Source organism: Synechococcus sp. R8-2, from assembly GCF_047461715.1.
Lineage (GTDB): Bacteria > Cyanobacteriota > Cyanobacteriia > Thermostichales > Thermostichaceae > Thermostichus.
Genome location: NZ_JANSHQ010000409.1, coordinates 1 through 6,431 on the forward strand (window position 1 = coordinate 1; position 6,431 = coordinate 6,431).

The following is a 6,431-nucleotide window of genomic DNA, read 5'->3' on the forward strand; positions in this document are numbered from 1 at the left end:
ACTCCGTCCCGCTGTCGCGAACGGGCGGGTTAAAGGTTTTGCCCAATTGTCCCAGCCGTTGTGCCGTCTGTAGAGCCGTGCCGCTGGGGGCATCCGCTTTGCGGTTGTGGTGCAGCTCGATGATCTCAACGTGGTCAAAATACTGCGCCGCCTGCAGCGCCATCTGCTGCAGCAAAATCATGCCGATGGCAAAATTGGGCGCGATTAAACAGCCCACACCCGACTTGTCCGCCAGATCCCGCAGCCGCTCCACCTGCTCCGGCGTCAGGCCCGTCGTCCCCACCACCGGGCGTACGCCAAAGGCAATGGCCGAGCGAACATGTTCAAAGGCCGACCGAGGATGGGTAAAGTCCACCATTACGCCGCGGTTGCTCCGCTGCGACAACCTCAGCAACTGCCCCGACAAGTCATCGGTAATCTCCACCCCCAGGGATCCCAGGCCCAGCACCTCGCCAATGTCCGAGCCCAGTTGAGAGCGGGCCACCGCCCCCACCAACCTCATGTCGGGCGTCTGGGCAACGGCTCGCACCACCTCTCGCCCCATTTTGCCCAAGGCCCCCACCACCAAAACCGGAATGGGGGATGTAGCCGCTTCTGGAGCTGTCAACTCCTGAAAGTGCTCCCCACCGCTATCGTGGTCAACTGGATCAACCGATGTTGTCACCCGCTGCTGCCCTCATCCAAGCTCTACGAAATGACTGCGAAAGCGGGGGATCCCTGCAGATCCATCACAGCTTCACCTCGATATCTACCCCTGCCGGCAGATCCAGCTTCATGAGAGCATCGATGGTTTTGGAAGAGGGGGAATAGATGTCGATAATGCGCCGGTGGGTGCGGGTTTCAAAATGTTCCCGCGAGTCCTTGTCGGTGTGGGGGGAGCGCAGCACACAGTAGATGCGGCGCCGAGTAGGCAAAGGGATCGGGCCGACAGGTACGGCGTCGGTACGACGAGCCGTATCCACAATTTTGTCGCAGGAAGTATCCAGCAGCCGATGATCGTAAGCCTTCAGGCGGATGCGAATTTTCTGTTGGGTCAAGGTAGGCATGGCCGGAGAGCAATCCAGAAAAAGGGGGACTCAAAAAAGCTGGCAGGGAAAGTGCTCCGCGCCACTATCGCAACTGAGTTGGTCTGGGGCCGTCGGCACTCAATCCCTGCCAGGAAAAAGCAGCTTACTTCAGGATCTTGGAGACAACACCCGCTCCGACAGTACGGCCACCCTCGCGGATAGCAAAGCGCATCCCCTGCTCAATGGCGATGGGCTGGATCAGCTCCACCGTCATCCTGACGCGGTCGCCGGGCATCACCATCTCCGGCTGGGATCCGTCATCAGCCGTGAAGGAAGAGATGGTGCCGGTTACATCGGTGGTGCGCACATAGAACTGAGGACGATAGCCGGCAAAGAAGGGCGTGTGGCGACCTCCCTCCTCTTTCTTGAGGACATATACCTCAGACTCGAAGCTGGTGTGAGGAGTAATGGTCTTGGGCTTGGCCAGCACCATGCCGCGCTCCACTTCGTTCTTCTGAATGCCCCGCAACAGCACACCAACGTTGTCGCCGGCGATCCCCTCATCGAGGGTTTTTTGGAACATTTCCAGGCCAGTAACAGTGGTAGAGCGAGTTTCTCGCAGGCCCACCAGTTCCACCGTTTCGCCCACTTTGATGCGGCCCCGCTCGATCCGGCCCGTGGCCACCGTGCCCCGACCAGTAATCGAGAAGACATCCTCCACAGCCATCAGGAAGGGCTTGTCCACATCCCGCTCAGGCGTGGGAATGTAGGAGTCCACCGCATCCATCAGCTCATAAATTTTGTCCACCCAAGGATCTTCGCCCCGCTGGGTTTTGGGGTTGGCGGTCATTCTTTCTAGGGCTTTCAGCGCCGATCCTCTGATGATGGGAACGTCGTCGCCGGGGAAGTCGTATTTGGAGAGAAGCTCCCGCACTTCCAGCTCCACCAACTCCAGCAGCTCTGGATCGTCCACCATGTCTGCCTTGTTCAGAAAGACCACCAAGCTGGGCACCCCTACCTGACGGGCCAACAGGATGTGCTCCCGTGTTTGGGGCATGGGACCATCAGCTGCAGACACCACCAAGATGGCCCCATCCATCTGAGCCGCGCCTGTGATCATGTTCTTCACGTAGTCGGCGTGGCCGGGACAATCCACGTGGGCGTAGTGACGGTTGGCAGTCTGATACTCGACGTGGGCGGTGTTGATGGTAATGCCGCGAGCTTTTTCCTCTGGCGCTGCGTCGATCTCATCGTACCTTTTGGCTGTGGCCTGACCCAAAGCAGCCAAGGTGGTGGTGATGGCAGCCGTCAGGGTGGTCTTGCCGTGGTCAACATGGCCGATGGTGCCAACGTTGACATGGGGTTTGGTGCGTTCAAACTTAGCGCGTGCCATGAATCGTCACTTCCTTTTTGGTTTCAGTCAGCTACTCATTTCCTTTGTTTTTGGCAATGATGGCTTCGGCGATACTGCGAGGAACTTCCTCGTAGTGGCTGAACTCCATCGTGAAGGTGCCTCGACCCTGGGTCTTGGAGCGAATGTCGGTGGCATAGCCAAACATCTCCGCCAAGGGAACTTTGGCATTGACTTTGGTAATGCCGCCTTCTGTATTCATCCCCTCCATCTGGCCGCGGCGGGCGTTGATGTCCCCGATGACATCCCCCACAAAGGCTTCAGGGACTTCCACCTCGACCTTCATCATCGGCTCCAGCAGGGTAGGGCTTGCCCTGCGAGCGGCCTCCTTCAGAGCCATCGAACCGGCGATCTTGAAGGCCATTTCGCTGGAGTCCACCTCGTGGTAGGAGCCATCCACCAGGGTGGCGCGGATGTCAATCAGGGGATAGCCCGCCAGCACACCGGATTCGCAGGCTTCTCGGATCCCTTGCTCGGCTGGCCCAATGTATTCTTTGGGCACAACGCCACCCACAATCTTGGAAACGAACTCAAATCCTGTACCCGGCTCCGCCGGCTCTAGGTCGATAACCACATGGCCGTACTGGCCGCGGCCACCACTCTGGCGAACAAACTTGCCTTCCACGCGGCTAACCGGCTTGCGAATGGTTTCGCGGTAGGCCACCTGTGGGTTACCAACATTGGCTTCTACGTTGAACTCCCGCAGCATCCGATCCACCAAGATCTCCAGGTGCAGCTCGCCCATCCCAGAGATGATGGTTTGATTGGTCTCGGGATCCACAGACACGCGGAAGGTGGGATCCTCCTTGGCCAGGGCCTGCAGGGCCTTGGAGAGCTTATCGATATCGGCTTTGGTTTTGGGTTCTACCGCTACTGAGATCACCGGCTCTGGGATAAACAGAGACTCCAGGATCACCGGCGCATTTTCGTCGCAGAGGGTGTCTCCGGTGGTGGTGTCCTTGAGGCCCACCACAGCTCCCAGATCTCCTGCCCGCAGCTCATCCACGTCCAAGCGTTCATCGGCCTTCAGCACCACCAACCGCGAAATTCGCTCCTTCTTGTTCTTGGTGGAGTTGAGCACATAAGTACCTTTGGTCAACACCCCCGAGTAGACGCGAATAAAGGTGAGATCCCCGTACTTATCACTCATCAACTTGAAGGCCAGGGCGGAGAAGGGCTCATCGTCGCTGGCACGGCGGGACACTTCTGAGCCATCTGGCAGCACCCCCTTGATGGCCGGAATATCCACAGGCGAGGGCAGGTAATCCACCACCGCATCCAGCAGCATCTGGACTCCCTTGTTCTTGAAGGCAGAGCCACACAGCATGGGCACAATTTGGCCGCTGATCGTGCCTTTGCGCAGACCCGCCATCAAGTCGGCTTCGCTCAGATCTTCTTCGGCGAAGTACTTTTCCATCAGAGCTTCGTCCGTCTCGGCCACTGCTTCCACCAGCTTGGCCCGATACTCCGCCACGAGATCTTTCATCTCCTCAGGGATGGGGGCCGGACGAATGTCTTTGCCGATCTCATCCATATAAATGCAGGCTTGCATCCGCACCAAGTCAACAATGCCGCAAAACCCGTCTTCGGCACCGATGGGCAGTTGGATGGGCACAGCATTGGCCTTGAGGCGCTCCCGGATCTGGTTGTAAACCTTGAGGAAATTGGCCCCCATGCGATCCATTTTGTTGACGAAGGCAATGCGGGGCACATTGTAACGATTGGCTTGCCGCCAGACGGTCTCAGACTGAGGCTGCACGCCGCCCACCGAGTCAAAGACGGCGATCACCCCATCCAGCACCCGCATGGAGCGCTCAACTTCAATGGTGAAATCGACGTGCCCAGGAGTATCGATGATGTTGATGGTGTACTCCGGTGCGCCGGAGAGGGGCTGGGAAGGATTTGCGGGATCCCGCTTAGTCCAACGGGTGGTGATGGCCGCAGCGGTGATGGTGATGCCCCGCTCCCGCTCCTGGGCCATCCAATCGGTGACCGCAGTTCCGTCGTGAACTTCGCCAATTTTGTGTACCAGACCGGAGTAGAAGAGAATCCGCTCTGTGGTCGTGGTCTTGCCAGCATCGATGTGAGCCGCGATGCCGATGTTTCGGACTCGTTCTAGGGGAACTGTGCGTGCCACGTCAACCTCCCAATCCTCGTCGCCCTGCGACTTGGGCAAACTAAAAAATCCTTTACAATTCTAATCTTTTTTGCCGATTTTTCTCCACCTCGCTGGAACTCGGGCTGGGCAGAACAGGGATCCCAAAAGTCTCCACTGCTCCGCCAGGCTAGTTCAGTAGCGGTAGTGGGCAAAGGCCTTGTTGGCCTCGGCCATGCGATGCACCTCTTCCCGCCGTCGAATGGCGCTGCCGGTTTCGTTGGCTGCATCGATCAGCTCATTGGCCAACTTGGCGGCCATGGTGCGACCTGGACGAGTGCGCGAAAAGGTCACCAACCAGCGCAGCGCTAGGGAAGTGCCCCGTTCTCCTCTCACCTCCACAGGCACCTGATAAGTGGCTCCGCCCACCCGGCGGGCTTTCACCTCCACCAGTGGGGTGGCGTTGCGAACAGCATTTTCCAGCAAGGGCAGTGGGTCTTGGCCAGTGCGCTCCCGCACAATGTCCAGAGCTTCATAGAGGATCCTGGCAGCCAGGGATGCCTTACCCCTCATCATCAACTTGCGGATCAGCATGGTAACCAGACGGCTCCCATACTTGGGATCCGGGGGCACATCACGACGAGGGGCACGGTTGCGGCGAGACATAGGAGCTGGGTTGCTTGTTCAGATGGGGATGGCAGAAAGAAAGATGACGAGTGGGATATGGAGGGTTGAGGGTGAGGGCAAAGCTATTTTTTCTTGCCAGCGGCGGCTGGAGCTTGGCCCGGCTTGGGCCGTTTCGCCCCGTATTTGGAGCGGCCTTGTTTGCGGTCTTTGACCCCTGCAGCGTCGAGGGTGCCCCGGATAATGTGGTAACGCACGCCGGGCAAATCCTTAACCCGCCCACCGCGAATCAGGACCACAGAGTGCTCCTGCAGGTTGTGGCCGATGCCAGGAATGTAGGCAGTGACCTCAAAGCCGGAAGTGAGGCGAACGCGAGCCACTTTTCTCAGGGCCGAGTTGGGCTTTTTGGGCGTTGTCGTGTACACTCGGGTGCAAACCCCCCGCCGCTGTGGACAAGCCTTCAGGGCAGGGGACTTGGTTTTGCGAGCGGCAACGCTGCGCTCCTCACGGATCAGTTGCTGAATGGTGGGCATGGGCTGGCAGAGAAGGTCACGGCTTAAATTTTATCCGGTTGAATTATCCGGCGATATTGAATCCTAGCAAGGCGGGATCCCAGCGTCAACTTGGGGATGGACTGCTGGGCTGTTAGCCTGGCCGAGTCTGAATTTCGGCCTCGTTCCCCCCTTGCCTCAGCTTTTTAGGAGACTCTGCACACCAGAAAGGATCCCTAGCAGACGATGGGCTGGTTAGATTGGTGGATTGTGCCTCCATGTCCGCTTTGCCGGCGCCCTGCCAAGGCCGTGTTCTGTCAAGACTGTCAAAGGCGGTTGCAGGCGGAGCGCCTTGCCACTTGGCCAGTCACCACCTCGCCTTGGCCACTTTACGCCTGGGGGATCCACCGGGGGGCGCTGCGCAGGGCCATCTATTGCCTGAAGTACGAAGGACAACGGCGCATTGGCTCGGTTTTGGGAGAATGGCTGGGATCCCGTTGGGTCGAAAGCCAGTCCACCTCTTTAGGCTCCCCTGGGGCCTACACGGTGGTGCCCATCCCTCTGCATGCAGAGCGGCTGCGGCAGCGGGGCTACAACCAAGCCGCCTTGATCAGCCAAGCCTTTTGCCAGCGGACAGGTCTGAGACATTGGCCTGAGGCTCTGGTGCGGGTGCGGGCCACAGCGGCTCAACATGAGCTCAACCCGCTGCAACGACAGCACAACTTGGCCGGGGCCTTTGCCCTGAAACAAGTTCCGGCCACACCGGTGTTGCTGGTGGATGACATCTACACCACCGGCTCTAC

The 6,431-nt window shown here is 58.9% G+C and carries 7 protein-coding genes; 1 reads left to right on the top strand and 6 read right to left on the bottom strand.

All coding sequences use genetic code 11. The annotated features are described in order from the left end of the window. The 6 genes from dapB to rpsL all read right to left on the bottom strand — a co-directional run. Positions 1-544 (bottom strand): 4-hydroxy-tetrahydrodipicolinate reductase (gene dapB, locus NW819_RS09955; RefSeq protein WP_414413645.1); only part of this gene is annotated, 544 nt, incomplete at its 3' end. Between the two features lie 184 nt (positions 545-728). After that, positions 729-1,046: a 30S ribosomal protein S10 gene (rpsJ, locus tag NW819_RS09960; RefSeq protein WP_414328725.1), complete on the bottom strand. Its 318-nt coding sequence runs from the start codon at positions 1,044-1,046 to the stop codon at positions 729-731. 124 nt (positions 1,047-1,170) lie between these two features. Beyond that, a complete protein-coding gene (gene tuf, locus NW819_RS09965) occupies positions 1,171-2,400 on the bottom strand; it encodes an elongation factor Tu (RefSeq protein WP_414413642.1) in 1,230 nt (409 codons plus the stop codon). Positions 2,401-2,431: 31 nt separating this feature from the next. After that, complete coding sequence (gene fusA / locus NW819_RS09970; RefSeq protein ID WP_414413643.1) at positions 2,432-4,555, bottom strand: elongation factor G; 2,124 nt, start codon at positions 4,553-4,555, stop codon at positions 2,432-2,434. 153 nt (positions 4,556-4,708) lie between these two features. Beyond that, entirely contained in the window at positions 4,709-5,179 is a 471-nt protein-coding gene (gene rpsG / locus NW819_RS09975) for a 30S ribosomal protein S7 (protein WP_011432554.1), read from the bottom strand. Between the two features lie 83 nt (positions 5,180-5,262). After that, positions 5,263-5,670: a 30S ribosomal protein S12 gene (rpsL, locus tag NW819_RS09980; protein WP_414349901.1), complete on the bottom strand. Its 408-nt coding sequence runs from the start codon at positions 5,668-5,670 to the stop codon at positions 5,263-5,265. Between the two features lie 204 nt (positions 5,671-5,874). Here rpsL and NW819_RS09985 point away from each other — a divergent pair. Then, a partial coding sequence (locus NW819_RS09985) for a ComF family protein (RefSeq protein ID WP_414413644.1) occupies positions 5,875-6,431 on the top strand: 557 nt, incomplete at its 3' end.

Bases quoted from the DNA above. Each gene is read 5' to 3' on its own strand.
- rpsJ (WP_414328725.1), bottom strand. From the start codon at position 1,046: ATGCCTACCTTGACCCAACAGAAAATTCGCATCCGCCTGAAGGCTTAC.
- tuf (WP_414413642.1), bottom strand. From the start codon at position 2,400: ATGGCACGCGCTAAGTTTGAACGCACCAAACCCCATGTCAACGTTGGC.
- rpsG (WP_011432554.1), bottom strand. From the start codon at position 5,179: ATGTCTCGCCGCAACCGTGCCCCTCGTCGTGATGTGCCCCCGGATCCC.
- rpsL (WP_414349901.1), bottom strand. From the start codon at position 5,670: ATGCCCACCATTCAGCAACTGATCCGTGAGGAGCGCAGCGTTGCCGCT.